General features: G+C 73.7%; 19 protein-coding genes and 1 tRNA gene. 16 read left to right on the top strand and 4 right to left on the bottom strand.

Annotation, left to right across the window (positions count from 1 at the left end):
* Positions 1-144: 144 nt before the first annotated feature.
* The 5 genes from ACI797_RS00380 (at position 145) to ACI797_RS00360 (ending at position 8,175) form a co-directional block, all read left to right on the top strand.
* Positions 145-2,406 (top strand): sodium-translocating pyrophosphatase, encoded by a 2,262-nt coding sequence (locus ACI797_RS00380; RefSeq protein WP_456856068.1) that lies wholly within the window; start codon positions 145-147, stop codon positions 2,404-2,406.
* A 179-nt stretch (positions 2,407-2,585) separates the two neighbouring features.
* Positions 2,586-2,906, top strand: a complete 321-nt coding sequence (locus ACI797_RS00375) for a hypothetical protein (RefSeq protein ID WP_456856066.1) — start codon at positions 2,586-2,588, stop codon at positions 2,904-2,906.
* Positions 2,903-4,369, top strand: coding sequence for an alpha/beta hydrolase (locus ACI797_RS00370; RefSeq protein ID WP_456856064.1), 1,467 nt, complete (start codon positions 2,903-2,905; stop codon positions 4,367-4,369). The genes ACI797_RS00375 and ACI797_RS00370 overlap by 4 nt, the downstream gene beginning before the upstream one ends.
* 210 nt (positions 4,370-4,579) lie before the next feature.
* Positions 4,580-7,411: a type I DNA topoisomerase gene (gene topA / locus ACI797_RS00365; protein ID WP_456856062.1), complete on the top strand. Its 2,832-nt coding sequence runs from the start codon at positions 4,580-4,582 to the stop codon at positions 7,409-7,411.
* Positions 7,411-8,175 (top strand): class I SAM-dependent methyltransferase, encoded by a 765-nt coding sequence (locus ACI797_RS00360; RefSeq protein WP_456856060.1) that lies wholly within the window; start codon positions 7,411-7,413, stop codon positions 8,173-8,175. The genes topA and ACI797_RS00360 overlap by 1 nt, the downstream gene beginning before the upstream one ends.
* Here the strand turns inward: ACI797_RS00360 and ACI797_RS00355 are convergent.
* Genes ACI797_RS00355 through ACI797_RS00345 form a run of 3 tightly spaced genes read right to left on the bottom strand, consistent with a single transcriptional unit; the run spans position 8,162 to position 9,777 of the window.
* The gene (locus tag ACI797_RS00355) at positions 8,162-8,491 is read right to left on the bottom strand and encodes a winged helix-turn-helix domain-containing protein (protein WP_456856058.1); all 330 of its coding nucleotides are present in this window, start codon (positions 8,489-8,491) and stop codon (positions 8,162-8,164) included. The genes ACI797_RS00360 and ACI797_RS00355 overlap by 14 nt on opposite strands.
* Entirely contained in the window at positions 8,488-8,913 is a 426-nt protein-coding gene (locus ACI797_RS00350) for a hypothetical protein (protein WP_456856056.1), read from the bottom strand. Before ACI797_RS00350 ends, ACI797_RS00355 begins: the two co-directional genes overlap by 4 nt.
* Positions 8,914-8,964: 51 nt before the next feature.
* The gene (locus tag ACI797_RS00345; protein WP_456856054.1) at positions 8,965-9,777 is read right to left on the bottom strand and encodes a trans-aconitate 2-methyltransferase; all 813 of its coding nucleotides are present in this window, start codon (positions 9,775-9,777) and stop codon (positions 8,965-8,967) included.
* A 259-nt stretch (positions 9,778-10,036) separates the two neighbouring features.
* Here ACI797_RS00345 and tmk point away from each other — a divergent pair, with 259 nt between their 5' ends.
* The 7 genes from tmk to ACI797_RS00310 all read left to right on the top strand — a co-directional run bounded on the left by tmk (position 10,037) and on the right by ACI797_RS00310 (position 20,534).
* Complete coding sequence (gene tmk / locus ACI797_RS00340; RefSeq protein WP_456856052.1) at positions 10,037-12,241, top strand: dTMP kinase; 2,205 nt, start codon at positions 10,037-10,039, stop codon at positions 12,239-12,241.
* On the top strand, positions 12,238-13,419 hold the full coding sequence (locus ACI797_RS00335) for a DNA polymerase III subunit delta' (RefSeq protein ID WP_456856050.1): 1,182 nt from the start codon (positions 12,238-12,240) through the stop codon (positions 13,417-13,419). The genes tmk and ACI797_RS00335 overlap by 4 nt, the downstream gene beginning before the upstream one ends.
* Before the next feature lie 57 nt (positions 13,420-13,476).
* Positions 13,477-13,549, top strand: a tRNA-Thr gene (locus ACI797_RS00330).
* Between the two features lie 471 nt (positions 13,550-14,020).
* Positions 14,021-17,155 (top strand): tetratricopeptide repeat protein, encoded by a 3,135-nt coding sequence (locus ACI797_RS00325; RefSeq protein ID WP_456856048.1) that lies wholly within the window; start codon positions 14,021-14,023, stop codon positions 17,153-17,155.
* Between the two features lie 36 nt (positions 17,156-17,191).
* Complete coding sequence (locus tag ACI797_RS00320; RefSeq protein ID WP_456856046.1) at positions 17,192-18,277, top strand: CHAT domain-containing protein; 1,086 nt, start codon at positions 17,192-17,194, stop codon at positions 18,275-18,277.
* Positions 18,278-18,296: 19 nt separating this feature from the next.
* Positions 18,297-18,971, top strand: coding sequence for a hypothetical protein (locus ACI797_RS00315; protein ID WP_456856044.1), 675 nt, complete (start codon positions 18,297-18,299; stop codon positions 18,969-18,971).
* An 816-nt stretch (positions 18,972-19,787) separates the two neighbouring features.
* Positions 19,788-20,534: an SAM-dependent methyltransferase gene (locus tag ACI797_RS00310; RefSeq protein ID WP_456856042.1), complete on the top strand. Its 747-nt coding sequence runs from the start codon at positions 19,788-19,790 to the stop codon at positions 20,532-20,534.
* 27 nt (positions 20,535-20,561) lie between these two features.
* Here the strand turns inward: ACI797_RS00310 and ACI797_RS00305 are convergent, their stop codons facing one another.
* Positions 20,562-21,056, bottom strand: a complete 495-nt coding sequence (locus ACI797_RS00305) for an inorganic diphosphatase (RefSeq protein WP_456537975.1) — start codon at positions 21,054-21,056, stop codon at positions 20,562-20,564.
* A gap of 57 nt (positions 21,057-21,113) precedes the next feature.
* Between ACI797_RS00305 and dacB the strand changes: the two genes are divergently transcribed.
* The 4 genes from dacB to hpt are packed head-to-tail and all read left to right on the top strand — an operon-like array spanning position 21,114 to position 25,253.
* Entirely contained in the window at positions 21,114-22,538 is a 1,425-nt protein-coding gene (dacB, locus tag ACI797_RS00300) for a D-alanyl-D-alanine carboxypeptidase/D-alanyl-D-alanine endopeptidase (protein WP_456856040.1), read from the top strand.
* Positions 22,539-22,574: 36 nt separating this feature from the next.
* On the top strand, positions 22,575-23,657 hold the full coding sequence (locus ACI797_RS00295) for a zinc-dependent metalloprotease (protein WP_456856037.1): 1,083 nt from the start codon (positions 22,575-22,577) through the stop codon (positions 23,655-23,657).
* Between the two features lie 7 nt (positions 23,658-23,664).
* Complete coding sequence (gene tilS / locus ACI797_RS00290) at positions 23,665-24,669, top strand: tRNA lysidine(34) synthetase TilS (protein WP_456856033.1); 1,005 nt, start codon at positions 23,665-23,667, stop codon at positions 24,667-24,669.
* On the top strand, positions 24,666-25,253 hold the full coding sequence (gene hpt / locus ACI797_RS00285) for a hypoxanthine phosphoribosyltransferase (protein ID WP_456856029.1): 588 nt from the start codon (positions 24,666-24,668) through the stop codon (positions 25,251-25,253). The genes tilS and hpt overlap by 4 nt, the downstream gene beginning before the upstream one ends.
* The last annotated feature ends 104 nt before the right edge of the window (positions 25,254-25,357 follow it).

The raw sequence follows: 25,357 nt of genomic DNA, 5'->3' as shown, positions 1-25,357 counted from the left end.
ACAGTCGCGGGTTCCTGCACAGCCTGTGATCTCCCTTACACTCACGCGGCGTCCACAGGTCGACGGAGCCCTCCGACGCCCGGGCGTGACCTCCGCCGGCCGGCGCACCGCGCCGGCCCGGCAGCCGACCGCTTGGAGGAATACATGCCCGACAGCTCACTGTCCGGCGGGGACGTCACCCTGGTGGTGGTCGTCCTCGTCGTCGCCCTGGCCGCACTCGGCTTCGCCGCCTACCTGGTACGGGCGGTGCTCGCGGCCGACCAGGGCACGACGACGATGCGCGACATCGCCCGGGCGGTGCAGGAGGGCGCCGCTGCCTACCTGCGACGGCAGTTCCGGACGCTGGGCGTGTTCGCCGTGATCGTCTTCCTGCTGCTCCTCGCCCTGCCCGTGGCCGAGGGCGGGTGGGGCACCCGGATCGGCCGGGCGCTGTTCTTCCTCGTCGGCGCGCTGTTCTCCGCCGCCGTCGGCTTCATCGGGATGACGCTGGCCACCCGCGGCAACGTCCGGGTCGCCGCCGCGGCCCGCACCGGCGGCTACCGGCCGGCCTTCCGCATCGCGTACCGCACCGGCGGCGTCTGCGGGATGATCACCGTCGGCCTGGGCCTGTTCGGCTCCGCGCTGGCGCTGCTGCTGTTCGACGAGACCGCACCCGTGGTCCTCGAGGGCTTCGGGTTCGGCGGCGCGCTGCTCGCCATGTTCATGCGCGTCGGCGGCGGCATCTTCACCAAGGCCGCCGACGTCGGCGCCGACCTGGTGGGCAAGGTGGAGGCGGGCATCCCCGAGGACGACCCCCGCAACGCCGCGACCATCGCCGACAACGTGGGCGACAACGTCGGCGACTGCGCCGGCATGGCCGCCGACCTCTTCGAGTCCTACGCCGTCACGCTGGTCGCCGCGCTGATCCTCGGCCAGGTCTTCTTCGGCGCCGTCGGCATGGTGTTCCCGCTGGTCGTCGCCGCGATCGGCGTGATCGCCTCGATCGTCGGCATCCTGGCCAGCAACCCGGGCAAGAGCGACAGCAGCGGCCTGGCCCCGATCAACCGCGGCTTCTTCACTTCCGCCGTCGTCTCGCTGATCCTCGTCGCGGTCGCCTCCTTCACCGTGCTGCCGAGCGTCGCCGACGTCGACCTGGACGTGAGCCCGCAGGTGCTCGGCTTCCTGGCCGTGCTCGCCGGCATCGTGCTGGCGGTGGCGATCCAGCTGCTCACCGGCTACTTCACGGAGACCAGCCGCAAGCCGGTGCGCGACGTCGCGCAGAGCTCCCTCACCGGCCCGGCCACGGTCATCCTCTCGGGCATCTCGCTCGGCCTGGAGTCGGCGGTGTACGCCGCGCTGCTCATCGGCGGCTCGGTCTACGTGGCCTTCCTCATCGGCGGCGGCGCCGCCCTCTACGCGGTGGCCCTGGCCGGCTGCGGCCTGCTCACCACCGCCGGCGTCATCGTCTCGATGGACACCTTCGGGCCGGTGAGCGACAACGCGCAGGGCATCGCCGAGATGTCCGGCGACCTCGACGAGGACGGCGCCCGCACGCTCACCGACCTCGACGCCGTCGGCAACACCACCAAGGCGATCACCAAGGGCATCGCGATCGCCACCGCGGTGCTCGCCGCGACCGCGCTGTTCGGCTCGTACAACGCGCAGATCCTCGACGCGCTCGAGGAGGCCGGGGGCACCCTGGGCAACGCGTTCACGCTGGTGAACCCGCAGAACGTGGTCGGTGCGCTGATCGGCGCCGCGGTGGTCTTCCTCTTCTCGGGCCTGGCGATCAACGCCGTCTCCCGGGCGGCCGGCCGGGTGGTCTTCGAGGTCCGGGAGCAGTTCCGCACCCGGCCCGGGATCATGGACTACAGCGAGCGCCCCGACTACGGCGCCGTCGTCGACATCTGCACCAAGGACTCCCTCCGCGAGCTGGCCACCCCGGGCCTGCTCGCGGTCATGGCACCGGTGGCGGTCGGCTTCGGCCTCGGCTTCGGGCCGCTGGCGGCCTACCTGGTCGGCGCGATCGCCGCGGGCACGCTCATGGCGGTCTTCCTCGCCAACTCCGGCGGGGCCTGGGACAACGCCAAGAAGATGGTCGAGGACGGCGCCCACGGCGGCAAGGGCAGCGAGGCCCACGCGGCCACGGTCATCGGCGACACGGTCGGCGACCCGTTCAAGGACACCGCCGGCCCGGCGATCAACCCGCTGATCAAGGTGATGAACCTGGTCGCGCTGCTCATCGCCCCCGCGGTGGTCGGCCTGTCGGTCGGGGACGACGCGAACACCGCCGTCCGCGCGGTCATCGCGATCGTGGCGGTCGTGGTCATCGTCGTCGCGGTCGTGGTCTCCAAGCGCCGGTCGGTGGTCGTGGGCGGCGCGCCCAGCCAGAACACGGAGAACTCGCTCACCGCCAGCGCTCCCTGATCGGCACCCCCTCCGCACACCGGGATCCTCCGGCCGGCCTCCCGCCGGCCGGGGGGTCCCGGTGCCGGTTGTGGACGCCGTCGTCCGTTGTGGACGACGGCGCACGCGTCCCGCCGCCCGCTCCTAGCGTCCGCCGCCTCCGGTCCACCCAGGACCGCCGACCGACGCCGGAGGCAGGCATGTCCGCGCTCATCTCCGTCCAGCTCGACCGGGTGGAGGCCTTCGCGGCCGAGCTCGCCACCCTCGCCCGGGCACTGGCCGACGAGACCCCGCTGTGCAGGTCGACGGCGCGCTCGCTGTCGGCCGCGCTGGGCGACCGGGCCGGCTGGTGGGCCGCCGGCGCCGCGCACGGCTTCGCCGGCCTGGCCGACGTCCTGGCCGAGCGGTGCGACGCGATCGCCGCGACGCTCGCCGGCGCCGCCGAGGAGTACCGCCGCCACGACACGCTGCTCTCGCAGCGCGTGACGGGGCCGGTCGGCTACGCCCCGATCGCCCGGTGAGCGCCCCGTCGCTGGCGGCGGTCGCCGGCTACGACCTCCCGCTGCTGCGCGGGGCCGTCGGCACCCTGGACGTCGTGGCCGGGCGGCTGCCCGCCTGGCGGGCGCGGGTCGAGGCGGTCGGCCGCGCCCTGGGGACGGCGGAGTGCTGGTCGGGCCCGGCCGCTCGCGAGGCGGCGCAGGCGGTCGTCGGCCTGTCCCGGGCCGCCACCGCCGTGTCCGCGGCCCTCGCCGACTCGCTCGACTCCTTCGCCGTCCTGCTCGCCGCCGCCGAGACGGCCGGCCCGGACGCGGCGGCGGCGCTCGCGGTCGCCGCGGCGGAGGGCGTCGTCCTCACCGACGACGGGCACGCCTCGGGGCCGGCGGAGGCGGCCGACCGGGTGGGCGCGCTCGCCTCCCGGGCGCTGGCCGCGGCGACCGCGGTCGGGACCGCCGCCGAGGCCGCCGACCGGGCGCTGCTGCCGGTCGGGGTGGTCGACGCGTTCCCGCCGGTCGACTTCGACGGGCTGGTCTCCGGGCTGCCGGCCGGACCGGTGCTGCCACCGGTCCCCCCGGACGCCGGCGCGGCGCGGGCCGCGCGCTGGTGGGCCGCGCTCTCGGCGGCCGAGCAGGAGGCCGCGATCGCCGCGTCGCCCGGGCTCGTGGGGGCGCTCGACGGCGTGCCGGCCTGGGCCCGCGACCGCGCCAACCGGCGGGTGCTCGCCGCCGCGCTCGAGTCGCCCGTCCCGGACGGGACGGCGACCGCGGTGGCGGCCGAGGTCCGGCGGCAGGAAGCGGCCGGCCGCCCGGTCCAGCTGTGGTCGCTGGACCTGGCGCAGGGGATGGCCGGCCTGGCCGTCGGCGACCTGGACACCGCCGACGCGGTGGCGGTGCTGGTGCCGGGCATCCTCACCACGCCGGAGGACGACCTTTCCCGCGTCGTCGGGGACGCCGTGGACGTGGTGGCCGCGGCGCGGGCCGCCGCGCCCGGGCTGGCCGTGGCCGGGCTGGTCTGGATCGGCTACCGGACCCCGCACGACCCGCTGTCGATCCTCACCCGCGGCGACGCGCGGCGCGGTGGAGCCGCCCTGGACGACGCGCTGGACGGGCTCGCGGCCGCCCGCGGGGCGCTGGCCGCACCGGCCGCGCGCACGACGGTGCTGGCGCACAGCTACGGCACGGTGGTCGTCGACGAGGCGGCGGGGGAGGAGGGGCGGCTGGCCGCCGACGCGCTCGTCCTGCTCGGCAGCCCCGGCCTGGGACGTGCCGCCGGCGAGCTGGAGGCCGCCGAGGTCTACGCCGCCGCGTCCCGCCTCGACCCCGTCTCCTGGTCGGGCTGGTTCGGCGACAGCCCGACCGGGGCCGGGTTCGGCGCCACCACGCTGCCGGCCGACCCCGGCACGCTGCACTGGGAGTACTACGACCGCGACCGCCCCACCCTCGCCGCCGTCGCCGAGGTCGTGGCCGCCACGCCCGGCGAGGCGTGAGCCGGCCCTCAAGATGGGAAGGAGGTCGTCCGATGGGAACAGCGCCGGGGATCGAGCGTTTCCGGGGGTGACGGCACGCCCACGGCGGGTCGCCACCCGGGCTTGCGTCCGAGGCGTGGCCTACCGTGGCCCGCCGAGGGGCGCACCGCGACGCGTCCACCACCGTCGGCGCTCTCGGCGCCCGCACCCCGCACCACCGACAGGAGCACCGTGCCCAGCAGGACTGCGAAGAACGGCACCAGCACCGCCACCGGGACGAGCACGCCCGCGCGGCGGCGATCCGGCGCGTCCGGGGGCAAGCCGCTGGTGATCGTCGAGTCCCCGACGAAGGCCGGGAAGATCGCCGGTTACCTGGGCAGCGGGTACGTCGTCGAGGCCAGCGTCGGGCACATCCGCGACCTGCCGCGCAACGCCGCCGACGTGCCGGCCGAGCACAAGGGCGCCTCGTGGGCACGGCTCGGCGTCGACGTGGACAACGGCTTCGAGCCGCTGTACGTCGTCAGCCCCGACCGCAGGCAGCAGGTCAGCCGGCTCAAGCAGCTGGTCAAGGACGCCAGCGAGGTCTACCTCGCCACCGATGAGGACCGCGAGGGCGAGGCCATCGCCTGGCACCTGGTCGACACCCTCAAGCCGCGGGTCCCGGTGCGCCGGATGGTCTTCCACGAGATCACCCCGGAGGCCATCACCCGCGCCGTCGCCAACCCGCGGGAGCTCGACACCGCCCTCGTCGACGCCCAGGAGACCCGGCGCATCCTCGACCGGCTCTACGGCTACGAGGTCTCGCCGGTGCTGTGGAAGAAGGTGCTGCCCAAGCTGTCGGCCGGCCGGGTGCAGTCGGTGGCCACCCGCATCGTCGTGGAGCGCGAGCGGGAGCGGATGAACTTCCACGCCGCCGACTACTGGTCGCTGGAGGGCGTCTTCGCCGTCGCCGACCAGCGGGCCGGCGCCGACAACGGCGAGCCGACGACCGTCCGGGCCCGCCTGGTCAGCGTCGACGACAGCCGCGTGGCCACCGGCCGCGACTTCGACCCCGCCACCGGCCGGGTGACCGGTGACGTGGTGCACCTCGACGAGGCCGGCGCCCGCGGCCTGGCGGCCCGCCTGGAGGGCCGGCAGGTCACCGTCAGCCGGGTCGACGAGAAGCCGTACCGGCGCCGCCCCTACGCGCCCTTCACCACCTCCACGCTGCAGATGGAGGCCGGCCGCAAGCTCGGCTGGTCCTCGGCGCAGGTGATGCGGGTCGCGCAGCGGCTGTACGAGAACGGCCACATCACCTACATGCGGACCGACTCGACCAACCTCTCGAACGAGGCGATCAACGCCGCCCGCACCCAGGCGCGCGAGCTCTACGGCGACGCCTACGTCCCGGCGGAGGCCCGCCGCTACGCCAAGAAGGCCAAGGGCGCCCAGGAGGCGCACGAGGCTATCCGGCCCGCCGGCGACCACTTCCGCACGCCCGGCCAGCTCGCCTCGCAGCTGGCCCGCGACGAGTTCCGCCTCTACGAGCTGATCTGGCAGCGCACCATCGCCTCCCAGATGGCCGACGCCGTCGGGCAGACCGTGAGCATCCGGCTGGCCGGGCGCAGCAGCACCGACGAGGCCGTGGAGTTCACCGCCAGCGGCCGCACCATCACCTTCCCCGGGTTCCTGCGGGCCTACGTCGAGTCCCGCGACGAGGGCGCCGGCGGCAACGGCGACGACGAGCAGGGCAGCGACGACGCCGAGCGGCGGCTGCCCCGGGTCGAGCGCGGCCAGCGGCTGGACACCCGCGAGCTGGAGCCGAAGGGGCACACGACCACCCCGCCCGCCCGCTACACCGAGCCCAGCCTGGTCGCCCGCCTCGAGGAGCTCGGCATCGGCCGCCCCTCGACGTACGCGTCGATCATGCAGACCATCCAGGACCGCGGGTACGTGTGGAAGAAGGGGTCCGCGCTCGTCCCCTCCTTCGTCGCGTTCGCCGTCGTCAACCTGCTGGAGCAGCACTTCGCCCAGCTGGTCGACTACGACTTCACCGCCTCGCTGGAGGACGAGCTCGACGAGATCGCCAGCGGCAGCCTGGGCCGGGTCGACTGGCTGACCGAGTTCTACTTCGGCGGCGAGGGCCGGCACGCCGGTGGCATCGCCGAGGCCGGCGGCCTCAAGCAGGTCATCGGCCAGCGGCTGGAGGAGATCGATGCCCGCGGGGTGAACTCCATCCCGCTGCGCGCCACCGGGCCGCAGGGCGAGCCGGTCGTCGTCCGCGTCGGCCGCTACGGCCCGTACCTGCAGGCCGGCAGCGAGGACGGGCCGCGGGTCAGCATCCCCGAGGACCTCCCGCCCGACGAGCTCACCACCGACAGGGTCGCCGAGCTGCTGGCCGCCCCGAGCGGCGACCGGGAGCTGGGCCCCGATCCCGACAGCGGCCACCCGGTCGTGGTCAAGGCCGGCCGCTACGGGCCCTACGTCACCACCGTCGTGCCCGAGGGCAGCAAGGAGTCCCCGCGCACGGCCAGCCTGTTCGCGTCGATGTCGCCGGAGACGGTGACCCTCGACGAGGCGCTGAAGCTGCTCACGCTGCCGCGCACCGTCGGCACCGCGCCCGACGGCGAGGAGATCCAGGCGCTCAACGGCCGGTACGGCCCCTACCTGAAGAAGGGCAGCGACTCCCGGTCGCTGGAGGGCGAGGACAAGCTCTTCACGACCACGCTCGAGGAGGCGCTGGCGATCTTCGCCCAGCCCAAGCAGCGCGGCCGGCGGGCGGCGGCCACGCCGCTCAAGGAGCTCGGCCCCGACCCGGTCACCCAGGGGCAGGTCACCGTGCGCGAGGGCCGATTCGGCCCCTACGTGACCGACGGCGAGACCAACGCCAGCCTGCGCAAGGGCGACGACGTCGAGGCGATCACCCTCGAGCGGGCGGCCGAGCTGCTCGCCGACCGGCGCGCCCGCGGCCCGGCCACCAAGAAGAAGGCGGCCAAGAAGACCGCGAAGAAGACCACCGCCAAGAAGACGACGGCGAAGAAGGCGACGGCCGGCAAGGCGACGGCCCCCGTCTCGGCCGGCTGATGACCGGCACCGGGTCGCTCGACCCGGCGAGCTGGCACGGCCGCCGGACGTCGTTCAGCTCGGTGGCCGCCGAGTACGCGGCGCTGCGTCCGGGCTACCCGGCCGACGCGGTCGACTTCCTGCTCGGCGCCCCGCGGCGGGTCCTCGACCTCGGCGCGGGCACCGGCCTGCTCACCGAGCGCCTGGTCGCGGCCGGGCACGAGGTCGTCGCCGTCGACCCGTCGGCGGAGATGCTGGCGCAGCTGACCGCCCGGCTGCCCGACGTCGTCGCGCTGGTCGGCTCGGCGGAGGCGGTCCCCCTGCCCGACCGCGACGTCGACGCGGTCGTCGCCGGGCAGGCCGCGCACTGGTTCGACCCGGTCCCGGCCGCCGCGGAGCTCCGCCGGGTCCTGCGCCCCGGCGGGGTCGTGGGGCTGATCTGGAACACCCGCGACGAACGCGTGCCGTGGGCCGCCGCCCTGGGGGAGCTGCTCGCCGGCGAGGCCCGCGGCCACGAGGCCGACCAGACCGTGGTGGCGGAGTTCGCCGCGGCGCTGCCGGCCACCGTCACCTCCGCCGGGTCGAGCTGGGTGCAGCGGTCGACGCCCGAGGACGTCGTCCGGGGGATCGGCACCCGCAGCTACGTGGCCACCCGCGAGCCCGCGGCCCGCGAGGCCTTCCTCGACCGCGTGCGGCACCTGCTCGCCACCCATCCCGACATCCGCGGGCGCGACGTGCTAGAGCTGCCGTACCGCACGGCGGCGCACCGGCTCATCCCCGGCTGACCGGCGGGACGGCCCCCTCGGCGATCGCCCGCAGGGCCGCCACGTGGGCCTCGAACGCCGCCCGGCCGGCGGCGCTCAGGCGCAGCCAGGTCCGCGGGCGCTTGCCCAGGTAGCCCTTGCGGACCTCGACGTAGCCGGCCTTCTCCAGGCTGCTCACCGTCTTCGACAGCAGCGAGTCGCTGATCTGCACGCCGTCCCGGACGAACCCGAACTCCGCCTCCTCCGTGGCCGCCAGCGTGGCCACCACCGAGAACCGCACCGGGGCGTGGATGTGCTCGTCGAGGGCGTGCCGGGGATGGCCGGGCGGAACGCTCACCGCGGCAGCTCCCGCCAGGCGCCCATGAGGCAGGGAACGGCGACCAGCACCGCGCCGGCCAGCCAGAACGGCCAGGCCTCCGGCAGCGTCGTCCGGCCGACGGCCAGGCCGACGGCGAAGACCGCCGCCCAGGCGCCCATCGTCAGGCCGAAGCGGTGGGAGAACCCCCGCGGGGCCGAGCGGCGGGCCGCCACGAGCGTCCAGACCGCGCCGGCCACGGCCGCCACGAAGACCACCGTCGCGGCGGCGATGCCCCGGTCGGCCCCGGCGAGCGGCTGCGCGACGAAGTAGCCGGCGCTGGCCAGGCCGAGCGTGGCCAGGAAGCCGGCCGTGGCCGGGCCGGTCTCCCGGCGAACCCGGTCGGCGGCGCGGTCGGCCTCGGCGAGCTGGGCCGCGGCGGCCTCGGGGGTGGGGACGGACACGGTCGCCTCCTGACGTCGGTGGCGAGACCATGGCAAGTACTTTCCCGGTCGTCAAGTATTTTCCGACCGGCGGCCGACCATGAACACCCGCCGGAAGGGCAGCACCGTCGTCCCGTCCGGCCGCCTCGGGTAGGCCGACCGCAGCGCGGCGGCGTACTCCGCGGTGAGCGCGGCCGCCGACCCGTCGTCCAGCCGGCCCAGCACCGGTCGCAGCACGGTGCTGCGCACCCAGCCCAGCACGGGATCGGCGCCCTCGAGCACGTGCAGGTACGTCGTCTCCCACACGTCGGCCGCCAGCCCCGCGGCGGTGAGCACCTCCAGGTAGGCGGTCGGGTCGAGGACGGCGTCCGGCCGGGGCGCGACGTCGGCCACCCGGGCGGCCCACCGCGGGTCGGCGCACAGCTCGGCGAGCAGGGTGTGCGTCGGTGCGCGGAAGTTGCCGGGCACCTGCACCGCCAGCTCCCCGCCCGGTGCCAGCAGCCCCGCCCAGGCGGCCAGCAGCCCCTCGTGCCCGGGCACCCAGTGCAGGACGGCGTTGCTCAGCAGGACGTCGACCGGTGCGTCCGGCGTCCACTCCCGCACGTCGCCGAGCGCGAAGCGGACCCGCCCGTCGACGGCGTGGGCCGACGCGGCGGCGAGCATCTCGGGGGAGGAGTCGATCCCGGTGATCCGGGCGGCCGGCCAGCGGCGGGCCAGGGACGCGGTGAGCGTCCCCTCGCCGCACCCCAGGTCGACGACCTCGCGCGGCCGCTCCGACCGCACCCGGGCCAGCAGCTCGGCGAACGGACGGGCCCGCTCGCCGGCGAACCGCAGGTAGGCGGCGGGATCCCAGGTGCCGGGGCCGGCCGGCGGAGAGGCGTCCACCGTGCCGAACCTAACGCCGTCCGACGCCCCGTCGGAGGCGCGGAGTACCCGGAACGGTCGCCGGCGCCCGGTACCGTGAGGCGGCCCAGGGCCAGCTCCGCCCACCTCGACACCCACCGGGAGCCCCCCGATCAGGTCCGATCCGCCCCTCCCGGCGCCGCCGCCCGGCGACGAGCCGCCCGCGCAGCCGGACGAGCGGACCGTCGTCCCCCCGGACGGTCTGCCGCCCGGCGGCACACCCGTGCCCGCGGACGCGCCGATGCCGCTGGCGGACCTGGACACCACGGCGGGCCAGGCCGCTCCCGGTGCCGCGCAGACCCCCCGCGACGCCGCCCCCGACGACCTGGGCGGCGACGCCCTCGGGCTGTTCGCCAAGATCCGCGCCGTCCTGCGGGTGCGGGACTTCCGCCGGCTCTGGGAGTCGATGGCGCTCTCCAGCTTCGGCGACTGGCTGGGCCTGCTGGCCATCACGGCCACCGCGACCTCGCTGGTCGACAGCTTCGCCGGGCAGAACTTCGCGCTCGGCGCGGTGCTGCTGTTCCGGCTGCTGCCGACGATCGTGCTCGGCCCGCTGGCCGGGGCGTTCGCCGACCGGTTCGACCGGCGCAAGACGATGGTCGTCACCGACGTCCTGCGGTTCGGCCTGTTCGCCTCGATCCCGATCGTCGACAACCTGATCTGGCTGTTCGTCGCCCAGTTCGTCATCGAGGCGCTGAGCATGTTCTGGATCCCGGCGAAGGACGCCGCGGTCCCGAACATGCTCCGCAAGGACCAGATCGAGCCGGCCAACCAGCTCTCGCTGGTCACCACCTACGGGCTCACCCCCGTGGCGGCGGCGATCGTGTTCGCGCTGCTCACCACGCTCGGCGGGTCGATGAACTCGCCGCTGTCGTGGCTCGACGAGACCGACCTCGCGCTGTACCTCAACGCGCTGACGTTCCTGGTCGCGGCGGTGGTGATCTGGAACCTGCCCTCGATCAGCGGCCGCCGGGAGGAGGGCGCCGTCGTCCAGCGGGAGAGCTTCCTCGGCTCGCTGAAGCACGGCTTCTCCTTCGCCGGGCACACCCCGCTGGTCCGCGGCCTGGTCATCGGCATCACCGGGGCCTTCGTCGCCGCGGGCGTGGTCATCGCCACCGCGCAGGCGTTCGCCGCCTCCCTGGGGGGCGGTGAGGCCGCCTACGGCCTGCTGTTCGGCGCCGTCTTCATCGGGCTGGGCCTGGGCATCGGCATCGGCCCGAGCATCGCCCGCGACCTGTCCCGCGAGCGGCTCTTCGGCGTCGCGATCGTCGGCGCCGGGCTGGTCGTGCTGCTGCTCGCGTGGACCTTCACGCTGTGGATCGCGCTGCTGCTCGTCGTCCTCATGGGCTTCTTCGCCGGCATCGCCTACCTGGCCGGGTTCACCCTGCTCGGCACGGAGGTCGACGACGCCGTCCGCGGTCGCACGTTCGCCCTCGTCCAGTCGCTCGTGCGCGCCGCGCTCATCCTCAGCCTCGCCGTGGTGCCCTTCGGGGTCGGTCTGTTCGGCCGCCACGGCGTCGAGCTCGGGCCGGTCGAGTTCGAGATCACCGGCGACCGGATCATGCTGTTCGTCGCCGGGCTGCTGGCCGCCCTGGTCGGGGTGGTCGCCTACCGGCAGATGGACGACGGCCGGCCGGTGCCGCTGGTCGCCGACGTCGTCACCGCGCTGCGCCGCGACACCACCGCCCGCCGCCGGCTCGCCAAGGGCGGTGTGCTCATCGCGTTCGAGGGTGGCGAGGGCGCCGGCAAGTCGACGCAGGTCCGCCGCCTCCAGGAGTGGCTCACGCACGAGGGGCTGGTGGCCCGGGCCACCTTCGAGCCCGGCGCGACGCCCTCGGGGGCCGGCATCCGCTCGATCGTGCTCGACCGCGCCCACACCGGCATCTCGCCGCGGTCGGAGGCGCTGCTCTACGCCGCCGACCGCGCCCAGCACGTGCACGACGTGCTGCGGCCCGCGCTCGACGCCGGCGAGGTGGTGATCACCGACCGGTTCGTCGACAGCTCGCTGGCGTACCAGGGGGCCGGCCGCACCATCCCGCTGGAGGACGTCCGCGGCCTGTCCCGCTGGGCGACCCAGGGGCTCGTGCCCGACCTCACCGTGCTGCTCGACCTGCCGCCCGAGGTGGGCCTGGCGCGGGCCCGTGGACGGGCCGCCGCGGACCGCCTCGAGTCCGAGTCGCTGGACTTCCACCAGCGGGTGCGGCAGACCTTCCGGGCGCTGGCCGAGGCCGAGCCCGACCGCTACCTGGTGCTCGACGCCACGCGCGCGCCCGACGAGCTGGCCGCCGCCATCCGCGTGAAGGTGGCCGAGCTGCTCTCCGGGGTGGAGCTGCAGAAGCTGCCCGAGGACGCGCGGCTGCGGCCGCGGGCCGACGCCGACGAGCACGCCGCCGGCGCGCACCACCCGCACGCCCAGACGGGCTCGACCCCCCAGCTGCACCCGTGAGCGGGGCCGTCGTCACCGAGGACGTCTGGGCGAGGGTCATCGGCCAGACCGCCGTCGTCGCGGAGCTGCAGGCCGCCGTCGCCGACCCGGCCGCGATGACCCACGCCTGGCTGTTCACCGGCCCGCCCGGCTCCGGGCGCAGCGTGGCCGCGCGCGCCTTCGCCGCCGCCCTGCAGTGCCCCGACGGCGGCTGCGGGCACTGCCACGCCTGCCGCACCGTGCTGGCCGGCACGCACGCCGACGTGCAGACCGTGGTGCCCGAGGGGCTGTCCATCGGCGTCGCCGAGGTCCGCGAGATCGTGCGGATCGCCGGCCGGGCGCCGTCGCAGGGGCGCTGGCAGGTCGTGCTGGTCGAGGACGCCGACCGGATGACCGAGCAGGCGTCGAACACCGTGCTCAAGATGCTCGAGGAGCCGCCCGCGCGCACGGTCTTCCTGCTCTGCGCACCGAGCCTGCACCCCGACGACGTGAGCGTCACCATCCGCTCCCGGTGCCGCGTGGTCGGCCTGCGCACGCCGCCGGTGGACGCCGTCGCCGACGTGCTGGTGCGGCGGGACGGCGTCGACCCGGCGCTGGCCGCGTGGTCGGCCGCGGCGGCCGGCGGGCACGTCGGCCGCGCCCGGCGGCTGGCCCGCGACGAGGCCGCCCGGCTGGCCCGCAAGGCCGTGCTCGACGTCCCGCTGCGGCTGGTCTCGCTGGCCGCCTGCCTGGACGCCGCCGACGACCTGGTCAGCTCCGCCAAGGAGGAGGCCGACGAGGCGGCCGCCGCGCTCGACGGCGTCGAGACCGAGGCGGTCAAGGCCAGCCTCGGCGTGGGGGCCCGGGGGCCGGGCGTCGCCGCCGCCAGCCGCGGCGCCGGCGTGCTCAAGGAGCTGGAGAAGAAGCAGAAGTCGCGGGCCACCCGCCTGGGCCGCGACTCGCTGGACCGGGCGCTGGTCGACCTCGCCGGCCTCTACCGCGACGCGCTGGTGCTCGCCGCCGGCGCCGGCCAGGCGCCGTCGCTCAACCACCCCGACCGCCGCGCCGACGCCGAGGACCTCGCCGCCCGCATCGGGGCGGAGGGGGCGCTGCGCCGCATCGACGCGATCCTCGCCTGCCGCCGGGCGCTGGAGCAGAACGTGAAACCGCAGGTGGCGCTGGAGGCGCTCACGGTCGCGCTGCGGCTCCCCGCGTCCTGAGCGGCGCCCCTGCGCGGGACGGCCGCGCCGGTGCCGTAAGCTCGGGCCCGCACGTCCGCCGCCTTAGCTCAGTCGGTAGAGCATCTCACTCGTAATGAGAAGGTCGTCGGTTCGATTCCGACAGGCGGCTCGCATGTGACCAGCGGCCTCCTCCGTGGAGGAGGCCGCTTCGTTGCTTCTGGGGCCACGTGGGAGCAAGGTGGTCGAAAGTGGCCTCGATGCGACGGTGCGGGCGAGCACCGACGCCTCCGCCGTGGCGGCCGCCTCGCTATCGACGCCTTGCGGCACCTGGCTGCCTGCGTTGCGGTCGGGACGGGCGAGTGGCGCCTCCTCAGTGTGCCCATCAGCAAGCCGTGCCCGTCTACAGGTCGCCGAAGCCTGCCCGTGCAGCCTGAGGGGCGACGAGAACGCCGCTACTGACTCAAGAAGTGTGAGTGAATGCACGGACGAGTGAGCCAGGGGGGCCGCAACAATGCTCGTTCGAACGCTTGCCTCCGAATGGGCCCGTCTGGCTTCAGTTGCTCCGGTCGAACCGGATCCGGCCACACGAACTTGGCTCGGCCGGCTGGCGTCCGCCGGGCCTGAAGACGTCCTCAAGGCAGTGATCGCCGGTCCGGCCGAGCGCGTGGTGGCGGCCGTGCAGACCTTGCTTGCGCAGGCGCAAGCGGCGACGACATCAGGTGCCGACCCCGAGCTGCCCTTCAGGGACGGGGCGCTCGTGTCCCGCATCGTCGCCCGGGGGCATGGCACCGATTTCGACGGCGGCGAGCTCGTTGACGCACACGGCCATTTCCTGCTCGGCATCGAGCGACACCTTCGGGCGGCGGCGGACGCCCACAGGGAGTACGAACTTGCCCGCCTGGCCTACATGAGCGCGAAGGCTCGCACTCTGGCGCGTTTGGCCGCTTTCGCGTCCGCAACCGTCAAGCGGACCCTGCTCATCGACGGCGACGACACCGAGGTCTGCCAGGCACTATCCGAATTGCAGTCGGAGGATGCGGCGTGCACCGCACGATTGCGGGCGGCGCTCGAGCCATATGTCGAGGTTGCCAGATGGATCTCTCGCGTCCGCTCTGGCGTTGCGGGCACCGAACCCGACATCGCTGTTGACGTGGAGGGGGCGCGACTGCTGCGATCTGCCGCCCTTGCTCACTCTGTGCAACTCGTAGAAGCAGTACGGCTTGCCCGCCTGGCCGACACCTACCCGGCGCCGCCTGGGGAGGCATCCACGCGAAGGACGCTCGCCGACAGCTTGGCCCTCCAGCGGCGTTGGCAGGAAGCCATCGAGGTGTTGGCCGACCTGCGTGTGGAGGATCCGGCGGACGGCGAGGTCATCGCACGCCTTGCGCATGCGTACTTGGAGCTCGACCGGTGGCCCGAGGGCCGGCAGTTGTTTGTGGACGCCCTTCACGACCCTCTGGAACCTGGCGACGTGCAGCTTCTACGCGAGTTGGTGCCGCTCGCGTATTCCGCCCATGACCCCGAGGCCGACACTTGGCGACAGCATCTTGTCGCCCTCGACCCAGGTGCCGATCCTTTCGCGGGAATGCCCGCGCCGACGGACATGGGTGGGCCGCAGACTCCGCTGTTGGCCGCGTTCCATGACGGCGAATTGCAGGTGGATCCGGATTGGACAGAACTGCCGCCGGACGAGCAGCGGGCGCACATGACAGCCGCGATAATCGCCGGCAGCCCTGAGGGGCAGCAGTTGCTTCTCCAGCTACTCGAGGACGACGCGCCCTTGGCGCAGCGGGTGCTCGCACTGCTCGGCTTGAGGGTGTTGACGCCGCAGCAGGCACAAGCCAGAGCGCACTTCACCGCAGGAGAAGAGCACTTCGCCGCCCGTCGCTTCGCCGAGGCGCAGCGCGAATACGAGGCAGCACTCGAACTGGATCCGGAGCATGTCGAGGCGGCCACCTACCTAGCCGACACGTGGTATCGGCGGGGTGCGTATCACCGCGCCCAGGCGTTCTTCGAGGAGTCTCTGGCGATCCGGCCCACCGCCATGGCGTACCGGTTTCTAGGTGACAGCTTGCATCACGGGGGCCACGGTGCTCGACGAGCCCGCGAGTCCTACAGGCGTGCGCTCCAACTCGACCCAGGATATGCCGGCGCTCGCATGGCACTGGCAGCCCTCGAGGAAAGTCCGGATGAGCCGATCTCGGCGGAGGAACCGGCCCCGGTGTCAGTTCGCGAACCCGCCGCCCCGAGCGCTGCGCCGTCGGGAGAAACGCCTCCAGGGACGGCGCAGTCGTCGCCCCTGGCCGATGCGCTCGATGCGACCGGCCGCGTGGGGGACCGGGTGCTTGCTGGCTTTGTGCGGATGGCGGGTCCGGATCACATCGGCATCGCGCACGTTGTCGACGACGATGAGCAGTTCGCTGCATGGCTGGCCGGGGCGAGCCCCCGAGAGATCGCCCAAGCTCTGATGCTGGCCGTCACCGTGAGCTTCCAGTACCAGGCCAAGGACCGCGACGTGTCGCGATGGAAACTGTGGGTCCGGCGTGAGCTCGCCATGGCGGAGGCGCTCCCGCACAGCTACGGGCCGGCCGATGACCCGATGGAGCTAGGACGGGACCGCCATCTCGCCGACGCACTCCGAGCTCTCGCCGAAGTTCGGGAGAACGAGGGAAGCCTCGGCGAAGCGCGATCCCTCTACGAGCGCGCTGTCGCGCACCTCGATGCTGAGGAGCGTGCCCGCGAGAGTGCTGGCCTCACTCACGAAGCGGAGTTTGACCGTCTCTTTTCGGCGACAAGCGTCCGCGGCAACTTCCTCGAGCACCTCGCGACCGTTTGCCAACGGCTCGGGGACACCGAGGCGGCTACCGAATACCGGCAGGAGGCGGGCCGGCTCAACCAGGCACGGCCGACGACGGAGGCGGAGGTTGATGCGTTACTTGCCGGCGGACGCGTTGCCATGCGGGAGGGCGAGGTCGACCGAGCGCTTGGCACGTTTCAACATGCGCTGTACCTGGCCGAGGACGAGGACCCGGACCCCTTGGTCCCGCGGATGCTCACCACGGCGTTGAACGGCCTCGGTGAGGCCTACCGCACGATCGGCGCCGTGCGGGCGGCGCTGGGCCATTTCGACCGCGCGCGCAGGCTCAACGAGGGAACCGGCAACTCGGACCGCCTTGCATTTGACCATCGATCCATCGCGCGAATCCTCGAGGACCGACCGGCACTCGGCGCCGACAGCTTCGGGGACGCGCTCCACCATCTCGAACAGGCTCTCGTCTACGCCAGCTTGGCGGATCCGGCGGGTGATGCCTTCGTGTGGACGGCTTCCGACGGCGTGCGCTACCGAGTTATCGCGCCGGACCGTGCGTGGCCGACGCTTCTGCAGATCGCCGGGTTGCTCCAGCGGCGTGGTGACGACCAGGCCGCGGTGCAGTACCTCGAGATCGCGGCTCGCATCGCAGACGTCGTCCGGGACGGCGTCGTCGAAGAGCAACAACGGATCGCGGTGCGCAACGAGCAGGTCCAAGCCTTTGCGGACCTGACGAGCGCGCGCATCCGACTGGCCCGGCGCGGTGAGCCGGATGCCGCGGAGCACGCACGAGCGGCGTGGTTGGCCAACGAGTCCGTGCGAGCCCGCACGTTCCTGGATGTGCTGGGAGACACGTCCTTGACGCCCCCGCCGAGCGTTCCGGCGGAACTGGTGAACCGCGAGCACCAACTCCTGCTCAGACGGCGGGAACTACGCGAGAGCCACGGACGTGGCGCCGACTTCTAGGCGGACTACCGAGAGGTCTCGGACGAGCTGGAAGCTTTGTGGGCGCACCTGCGCAATGCGTATTCCGAGGCCGAGGCCTACGTCGAGGTGCGCCAGGCGGCGCCGGCCGAGCCGGAGGACCTGGCCGCGATCCTGGGCAGCGATGACCGTCCCGTCGTGCTGGCTGATCTCGTTCGTGTCGATGACACGACACTCGGCGTGTTGGCGCTGCGGGCCGACTACGACGGGCCGCTGGTGGAGACCTCGCACGTCGACCTGCGCCGACTAGACCGCTTCATTCGACTGAACTTCGGTTCTGCTGGCAGCGTTCGCGAGCTCGCGTCGGACATGGAAGACCTCTTCCAGCACGAGCTATCGGGGGTAGGCCAGCTGCTGACGCACATCTGCGATCCAGGCGACCTCCTGGTGATCTCTCCCTTCGGCGGCTTGCACAATGTCCCCCTCGGCGCTTTGCGGCCGCAGGGACGGCTGTTGCTTGAGCGCAACCCACTGGCGTTGCTGCCGAACGCCTCGCTGGTCCGCGCTCTGCGCTCAGCCGTGCACGAGGCGCCCGCCACGCCGGCCGCTGTCTTCGGCGACCCCACGGGCGACCTGGCAGGGGCCCGTGACGAGGCGGTCGCGGTGGCCAGACGGTTCGGCGTCACCGCGGCGATGGGAACGGACGCCTCGGTTCGGGGGGTGAGTGACGCGCTCACAATGGCCGGCGTACTGCACGTGGCGGCCCATGCGGCGTTCGACCCGGTCGATGCAATGGAGTCCGGTCTGGTTCTCTCCGACGGTCGCCTGACCGCAGGCGAGATCATCACGCTGCGCGCGCCGGCGTTGTCGCTCGTCACCCTGTCGGCCTGCGAGACCGGAGTCAGCGAGACGGACGCCGCCGAGGAGCTGGTCGGCCTGACGCGGGCGCTCCTGTTCGCCGGCGCGGACTCCATCGTGGTGAGCCTGTGGAAGGTGCCGGACGTACCCACGCTGGACGTCATGGAAGAGCTGTACGCCGCTCGGGCGGCTGGAGAACCAATGGTCGACGCTCTGCGGCGGTCGGTGCTCGCGGCGCGCGACCGCCACGGACCGGAGCGATTCGACCGGTGGGCCGGCTTCCAGCTGGTGGGTGACTGGCGGTGACGGATCTGGAGGGGGACGGGTGACCGAGGACGGGTTCATCCCATTGGCGGAATTGGCCTTCGACATCGATGAGACCGAAGCCGATCGCGCGACGACGGAGGTCATCGATGACGAGACCCTCCGCTTGCTGCGTCGCGACAACCGAGTCGCGTTGGCGCGTGCGGTGGTGCGGCCTGTAACGGGCCCCGCTGTTGGGCCCGGTCGCAGCGCCTTCGAGGTACCGCTTCTCTTCGTGGTGCACGCGCACCCCGAGTGCAAGTTCGTCTGGTCGCGACTGATGATCGACCTGAGCCCTACACCCGACTGCGTCATAGCGGACATGGCCCCGCGCGAGGTGCAAGACCTGGCAGTCGACGTCGAAACGTCGGTGGGTCTTGATCTTTCCTTCTCGATCGTTGCGAACGCGGTGGATCTCGGGGCGAAGCCTGAGCTTGCCCGGAAGCGAACTGTCTACTTTCCGGAGCTCTTGGCCTCCGGCGTCGGGTTCCACAAGGCGGCCTGGGACTTCCTCGCCAAAGCGGGCGATTATCTGCACACGGACAAGGAGTTGCGCCTGCTCGTGGATGCTCCAGCAGACACCAGCGTGACGGCGGACGTTGTAGTCCGGGCGAAGGTGAAGTTCCGGGGCCTGCCTCGGCTGATCCCCCTCCTCGCCCGGACGGCGCACAGTGAAACGCGCATTCGGCTGGCCTGATACATCAGGGGCGCCCCTGCGTCGTCTCCGGCCGCGGTCATGGCATCCCTCGCGTCCGATGAGTCCGCGTCGCCGTCCCAGTCTCCCCAACCGGGACGGTTTCGACGGACGTCCCCGATCCGGTAGACAGCGATCATGACGCCGGTCACCGGCTGACTGTCACTCTGGCCTGGTTGTCTCCGGTCAACACCCGTAGCCAGCGTCATCGTATGGCTCGTCTCCGCCTGCATCCCCCGACCGATGCACTCGCGCTGAGCCGCACAGAGGCTCACCACGATCGAGTGCGGCAGGGCACTGTCCAGCACGAAATCCTAGAGGGCCAGGCTGCTGTCGCGTTCGCCACGGGGGACGCTCTGACCATTGATGTCGACTGTCGAATTGACGTCGGCCGCGTGGAGGCTCCGGTGCGGTACGGCCTTGCGGTCTCCTTGGAAGTAGGGGCGACCGTGCAGGCAGATGTTCAGGCTCAGGGGAGAGAGCAACTTCGGCTGCGGCTCCGCCAGAGGGCCGCCACGCGAGTGAGTGCATCCCGGGCTTAACCGGGTTCACGCAGTCTTGCGGCCGCTCGGCCTTCGGTCGTACGCCCGCTTCGGTTTGCGTGGTTCGGCCCCACAGCCAGCCCCACAAATCAGACCGGACGAGCCCGGACGAGGCGCAAGGAGGCGCCCCACGGCGCGGGCCATCCCGCACAGCCCGGACGGGACCGGACCACCGCAACTGTCGAGCCGCACTCGTAATGAGAAGGTCGTCGGTTCGATTCCGACAGGCGGCTCTCCCCGCTCCGGCGTCCCGCCGCGCCGCTGGCAGGATGCGCCGGTGGACAGAGCCCTGGCCAGCGCCATCGCGCACCGCTGGCACCCGATCGCCGCCCCCGTCTCCGACGAGAACGTCGCGCTGCTGCTCGACCGGCTCGGCGTCCCCGAGGGTGGGCGGGTGCTCGACCTCGGCTGCGGACTCGGCCACTGGCTGTGCGCCGCCCTGGAGCGCGCGGCCACGGCCACCGGGACCGGCGTCGACACCTCCGCGGTCGCCCTCGACCAGGCCCGCGCCACGGCGGCCGGGCGGGGAGTGGCAGACCGGGTCACCTGGCAGCACGGCGACGCGGCGGCGTGGGACGGCGACCCCGCCGACGCCGTCCTCTGCATCGGCGCCACGCACGCCTTCGGCGGCCTCGGGCCGACGCTGGACGCCGTCCGCCGGCACCTGGTGCCCGGCGGGCGCCTGCTGCTCGGCGACGGCTTCTGGGAGACGCCCCCGACGCCGCAGGCGCTGGCCGCCCTCGGCGCCGAGCCCGGCGAGCTGCCCGCCATCGGCGACCTGCTGCGCACCGCGCGCGAGCACGGCTTCGAGCCGGGGTTCGGCCACCTCAGCACCGCGGCCGAGTGGGACCGCTACGAGTGGTCGTGGACCGGCGCCCTCACGGCGTGGGCGGTCGACGAGGCCGACGCCGCCGACCGGGAGGACGCCCTCCGGCTGGCCGACGCCCACCGCCGCGAGTGGCTGGAGGGCTACCGCGGGCAGCTCGGCTTCGCCACCGTCGTCCTGCACGACGTGCGCGGCTGAGCTCCCCCCGCGCCCGGGGGAGTCGGCTCAGGTGTGGTAGCCCTCCTTCTCGGCGCGCTCGAGGGAGTTGCGGATCTCCTCCTCGGCGGCCGTCCGGTCCACCCACTCCGCACCCTCCACCGACTTGCCCGGCTCGAGGTCCTTGTAGGTCTCGAAGAAGTGCTGGATCTCCAGCCGGTCGAACTCGGGGACCTCGCTGATGTCGGTGAGGTGGGCCATGCGCGGGTCGGTGGCCGGCACGCAGAGGACCTTGTCGTCCCCGCCCTTCTCGTCGGTCATCCGGAACATCCCGATCGCGCGGCAGGTGATCAGGCAGCCCGGGAACGTGGGCTCGTCGAGGATCACCAGGGCGTCGAGCGGGTCGCCGTCCATGCCCAGGGTGTTCTCGATGTATCCGTAGTCCGCCGGGTAGCGGGTCGAGGTGAACAGCATCCGGTCGAGCCGGATGCGTCCGGTGGCATGGTCCAGCTCGTACTTGTTCCGCTGGCCCTTCGGTATTTCGATCGTCACGTCGAACTGCACGGCAGTTAGTGTGTCCCACGGCGACCCGGTGGATTCGACGCAGGGTCCCTGTGGGGGGTGGGCACCATCGCGTCGAGCGGTTCGACGGTCGTCACGGCGAACTACTCGAGGTTCCGTCGCCGACTGATCCTGGCCGGTGCGGGCGTCGTCGTCCTGATCGTCGCGGTGGTCGCGACGCTCCTCGTCGTCCGCGACGACGCACCCTCCTCGGCCGTCGCCGAGGCCGCCGCGTCGGCCGTGCTGCCCGAGGTCGGGCAGGGCGCGCCGGTCCTCCCCGAGCTCTCCGCCGACGCCCCGGCGCCCGACCCGGCCGCGCTGGCGGCGACCCTCGCGCCGCTGCTGGCCGACCCGGCGCTGGGCACCGGCGTCTCGGTCGAGGTCGTCGACGCGGCCACCGGCACGAGCCTGTTCGCCCAGGACCCCGGCTCGCCCTCGATCCCCGCCAGCACCGCCAAGCTGCTCACCGCCGTCGCCGCGCTCACCACCCTCGACCCGTCCGACACCCTCGAGACGCGGGTCGTCGCCGGCGCCACCCCCGGTGAGGTCGTCCTCGTCGGCGGCGGCGACCCGACGCTGTCGCGCACCGCCCCGTCGCAGAGCTACCCCGGCGCGCCCACGATGGCCGACCTGGCCGCGCAGGTCCTGGGGGCGCTGCCCGCCGGCACCGCGGTCACCAGCGTCGTGGTGGACAACTCCCTCTACAGCGGCCCGCTCACCGCCGGCGGCTGGGCGGCCGGCGACGCCCCGTCCAGCTACGCCGCCCCGGTCACCGCCACCGCCGTCGACGGCGCGCGGGTGGCGCCGGGCTCCGACGCCCGCAGCGGCCAGCCCGGCCTCGACGCCGGGGCGGCCCTCGCCGACGCGCTCGGCGCCCCGGGCGCGGGCATCGTGCTCGGCCAGGCCCCCGAGGGCGCCCAGGTCCTGGGCACGGTGCGGTCGGCGCCGATCGCGCGCCTGGTCGAGCAGGCGCTGTCGGCGTCGGACAACATGCTCGCCGAGGCGCTGGCCCGGCAGGTGGCGCTCGCCCGCGACCTGCCCGCCAGCTTCGAGGGCTCGGCCGAGGCCGTGATCGGTGCGCTGCGGGACGCCGGTGTCGACGTCACCGGCGTCGAGCTCTCCGACGGCAGCGGGCTCTCCCAGCTGGACCGCCTCCCGGTCGGCCTGCTGACCGCGCTGCTCACCGACGTCGTCGACGGCACGCTGGCCGAGGCGGGCCCGATCCTGTCCGGGCTCGCCGTCGCCGGCTGGGACGGCACCCTCGCCGACCGCGGGGACGACGACCCCGCGACGGCGCCCGGCGCGGTGCGGGCCAAGACCGGCACCCTGCAGGGCGTCAACGGCCTGGCCGGGACGGTCGTCACCGAGGACGGCCGGCTGCTGACCTTCGCCGTCCTCGCCGACGCCGCCACCGGCAGCGTCCCCAGCGCCGAGGCCGCGCTGGACCGGATCGCCACCGCCCTCGCCGCCTGCGGCTGCAGCTGACGGGAGCTCGTCGGCTCCAGCGCGTACGTTGAGGCGATGACGAGCCCTTCCTCGATGGTCGACTGGGACCTCGCCGGTCGAACCGCCCGCAAGCTGGTCGGCCCCGGTCCCGAGACCACCCGGGAGGAGGCCGCCGCCGTCGTCCGCGAGCTGCACGAGGCGGCCCGCACCGCCGTCGCGCACGTCGAGGGCCTGACCGGGCTCAAGCCCGCGGCGGACGGCCCGCCGCCGGAGGTCGCCGTCGTCGACCGGCCGGGCTGGATCGACGCGAACACCGCCGGCATGAAGGCGCTGCTCGACCCGCTGGTCGACGCCCTCGCCGAGAAGCAGGGCACCCGCCCCGGCCCGATCGCCACCGCGATCGGCTCGCGGGCCACCGGCGTGCAGGCCGGCGGCATCCTCGCGTTCCTCTCCTCGCGCGTGCTCGGCCAGTACGAGGTCTTCGGCACCGGCGGCCGGCTGCTGCTCGTCGCGCCGAACATCGTCGACGCCGAGCGCAAGCTGGGCGTCGACCCGAGCGACTTCCGGCTGTGGGTGTGCCTGCACGAGGTGACCCACCAGCTGCAGTTCACCGGCGTGCCCTGGCTCCAGGGGCACCTGGAGGAGCAGATCGCCGAGTTCGTCGAGGCCACCGACCTCACCCCCGAGGTGCTGCGCGAGCGGCTCACCGACGTGCTCAAGAGCCTCGGCGACGCCGTCCGGGGTGGGGACGGCGAGAGCGAGGGGCTGCTCGCCCTGGTCCGCGACCCGCGCCAGCGCGCCGTCCTCGACCGGGTGACCGCCGTGATGAGCCTGGTGGAGGGGCACGCCGAGTACGTCATGGACGGCGTCGGCCCCGACGTCGTCCCCTCGGTGACGACCCTGCGCAAGCGGTTCGCGCAGCGGCGCAAGGGCCGCGGCCCGTTCGACCGCGTGCTGCGCCGGCTGCTCGGCCTGGAGCAGAAGATGAAGCAGTACGCCGACGGCCGCACGTTCGTCGGCGGCGTGGTCGACCTCGTCGGCATGGACGGGTTCAACCGCGTGTGGGAGGGCCCGGCCAACCTCCCGCTGATCGACGAGCTCACCGCGCCGCAGAAGTGGGTCGACCGGGTGTTCGGTCGCCCCGCGATCACCGCCTGAGGCGCCCGTGAGCGGCCCGAGCCCGGCGGTCGCGCAGCTGCGCACGGCCGTCCGGGTCGGGCTCACCCGCTCGACGGAGCCGGTGCTCGTGGCGTGCAGCGGGGGAGCGGACTCCGTCGCGCTCGCCGCCGCGATCGCCTTCGAGGCGCCCCGCGCCGGCGTCCCGGCCGGCGCGGTGACCGTCGACCACGGGCTGCAGGCCGGCTCGGCCGAGCGCGCGGCCGCCACCGCGGACCTGCTGCGCAAGCTCGGCCTCGAGCCGGTCGCCGTCCTGCCCGTGGCCGTCGGGACGGACGGCGGACCGGAGGCGGCCGCCCGGACCGCCCGGCACGCGGCCCTCGCCTCCGCCGCGGCCGAGCACGGCGCCCGTGTCGCGCTCGGGCACACGCTCGACGACCAGGCCGAGTCGGTGCTGCTCGGTCTCGGCCGCGGCTCGGGCCCGCGCTCGGTCGCCGGGATGGTGGAGCAGAAGGGGATCTGGTGGCGGCCGCTGCTCGGCGTCCGCCGCGCCACGACCCGGCAGGCCTGCGCCGACCAGGGCCTGCCGGTGTGGGACGACCCGTGGAACACCGATCCCGCCTACACGCGCGCCCGCCTGCGCGGCGAGGCGCTGCCGCTGCTGGAGGAGGTCCTCGGCGGTGGCGTCGCACCGGCGCTGGCCCGCACCGCCGCGCTGCTGCGCGAGGACCTCGACGCCCTCGACGCGCTCGCCGCAGCCGAGGGTGCCCGGCTCACCGGCCCGGACGGCCTGGACGCGCGCGGCGCGGCCGCGCTGCCGGCGGCGCTGCGCCGCCGGGTGCTGCGCGGCTGGCTGCTGGCCGGCGGGGTGCCCGACCTGCAGGCGGTCCACCTGCACGCGGTGGACGCGCTGCTGGTGGCCTGGCGCGGGCAGGGACGGGTCGACCTACCCGGCGGTGCGGGCGTCGTCCGGGCGTCTGGCAGGCTGGTGCTGCGCGCCCCGGGCACCGGCGGAGGCGCTCGCCCGCACCCTCCCGAGGAGCACCGTCCGTGACGAAGCCCGCCTCCGCTCCTGCACCGCTGGGGAACGACCACGGCTACGGCCCCGACATCGACCACGTCCTGCTCACCGAGGAGCAGATCCAGGAGAAGATCGTCGAGCTGGCCGAGCAGGTGGCCGCGGACTACGCCGGCCGGGAGGTCCTGCTGGTCGGCGTGCTCAAGGGCGCCGTGCTGTTCATGAGCGACTTCGCGCGGGCGCTGCGGCTGCCGACGCAGATGGAGTTCATGGCCGTCTCCTCCTACGGCTCGTCCACCAGCTCCTCCGGCGTCGTCCGCATCCTCAAGGACCTCGACCGCGACATCGCCGGCAAGCACGTGCTCGTGCTCGAGGACATCATCGACTCCGGCCTGACGCTGTCCTGGCTGCTCAAGAACCTCGGCGGCCGCCAGCCGGCCTCGCTGGAGGTCTGCGCGCTGCTGCGCAAGCCCGACGCGGTGAAGGTGGAGGTGCCGGTGAAGTACATCGGCTTCGACATCCCCAACGAGTTCGTCATCGGCTACGGCCTGGACTACGCGGAGCGCTACCGCGACCTGTCCTACATCGCCACGCTGCGCCCCGAGGTCTACTCCGACTAGCGCGTTCCTCCTCCCGGGTCAAGTTCAGGCGATGCACGGCCCGCGACCAGGTTTTGCGCAGCCTCCCCGGTGTACCGTCGGACCCGACGACGCCGAGCCGTGCG

The sequence above is a fragment of the Geodermatophilus sp. SYSU D00691 genome (assembly GCF_054050275.1).
The sequence above is the reverse complement of the archived record's forward strand: the minus strand, read 5'-3'. Positions and strand labels throughout refer to the sequence as shown.